Genomic DNA, 1,605 nt, shown 5'->3' with positions numbered 1-1,605 from the left:
CGGCGGTTCGTCGAGTGGTATCGGTGGTACTACGGGGTCTCGGCCAGGCAGGCGGTGAGGCGTCGAGGTGGGTCGCCGGAGTACGAGCGCCGGCGGATCGCTCAGTACGGCTCGAAAGAAGAGCGGCGTGACGAGCTGGAGTGGCTGCGACGCTCACCAGTCGGGGGCGATGGTTACCTCCATCGTCCCATGCTTATCGAGAACCGAAAAGGCCGAAGCAGGCGAGTCTGAGGCGGTCGGGATAGCGCGGACTTATTCGCGGCCAGACGGCGTCCTTGCCATCCTCGTCGTTCACGGCGAGAGGACGTCAAGAAAATGATGCGTAAGGAGTGGGTCGACTTGATGCTGTTAAGCAAACCTAGCAAACTATTTGCAAGGTATGCGCATTGCGAGCAAGTAAACGGTGACTGCTTCTTCGTTCCTGGCGACACATCGGGTCTTCACTGCGGACGAGTTCGGATCCACGCTTAACCTGGCTCCGAGCAGCCGTGACTCTTTGCTCGGATACTACCGGCAGCGAGGCCGCATCCTGCCGGTTCGTCGTGGCCTCTACTGGGTGGTGCGAGCCGGGGAGACGCCCGAGAACTGTACCGTCGACCCATTCCTCGTTGCTGCAAAGATGACGGACGACGCGGTTCTTGCGTACCACACGGCACTGGAGTTCCACGGCCGTGCCTATTCCGGTTTTTCCGAGCTTCAATACCAAACGGCTCGAGCAGCGCGCACGACCACCTTTCGGGGCTGGCGGTTCCGGGCCGTGCGGTTTCCGAAGGTGCTGCAGCAGAGCGGAGACCTGTTCTTTGGAGTGGAGGAGCATGATCGGAGCGGGCAGAGCGTACGGGTAACCGGATTGGAGCGCACACTGGTTGACGTGCTGGACCGCCCCGAACTATGCGGCGGCTGGGAAGAACTCTGGCGCTCGGTGGAGATGGTTGAATTCTTCGACCTGGACCAAGTGGTGGAGTATGCACTGCTTCTCGGTAACGCCACGACGGTGGGCAAGGTGGGTTGGTTTCTTGATCTGCATCGAGAGAGCTTGATGGTCCAGGAGGAGCACCTACGGATCTTGCGGGAGAAGCGGCCGCGGCAACCGCGGTATGTCAGCCGCCGGAACTGCGGGCGGACCCGGTTCATCGCCGAATGGAATCTTGTCGTCCCGCAGGCCTTGGCCGAGCAGCGCTGGAGCGAGGTGGCATGAGTCTGTGAGTTTCTGGACAGAATTCTGGACCACGGTGAGATTCGCGCCGAGGTGCTGGATCTGGATCCGCGGCTCACGGCTCTTGTGCAGAGCCACCCGGCGTTGCTCTGGAAGGCCCAAAACGCGCGTGGGAATGTGTCCTGACGCCGTAACCGGACACAGGGGGCGGTGTCGTCTGCCGGTCACCCGGGCGGTGGGCCGCCTCTTGGCGCGCCGTGTGGGGCCTATTGGAGAACGTGCGGGCGAAGCGCCGCGCAGCCCGCAACTGCGTAGCATTTGACCACCGACAGGGATGTGCTGCATCCGACCGCCGAGCAGGCTCTGCACGGTGGACTCGGAACCGTGCGCCTAACCGCGTTGCACGCGCCAAGGTTTGTGCTAATTGTACGTGCCGCTTACAATCAGCA

Annotated in this window: 1 protein-coding gene; it reads left to right on the top strand. The window is 62.2% G+C overall.

Annotated elements, in window-relative coordinates:
* The first annotated feature begins 403 nt into the window (after positions 1-403).
* Positions 404-1,198 (top strand): type IV toxin-antitoxin system AbiEi family antitoxin domain-containing protein, encoded by a 795-nt coding sequence (locus LRG07_RS13575; RefSeq protein WP_238642722.1) that lies wholly within the window; start codon positions 404-406, stop codon positions 1,196-1,198.
* Positions 1,199-1,605: the final 407 nt, after the last annotated feature.

This window comes from Halorhodospira sp. 9622 (assembly GCF_022228025.1).
Lineage (GTDB): Bacteria > Pseudomonadota > Gammaproteobacteria > Nitrococcales > Halorhodospiraceae > Halorhodospira > Halorhodospira halophila_A.
The sequence above is the reverse complement of the archived record's forward strand: the minus strand, read 5'-3'. Positions and strand labels throughout refer to the sequence as shown.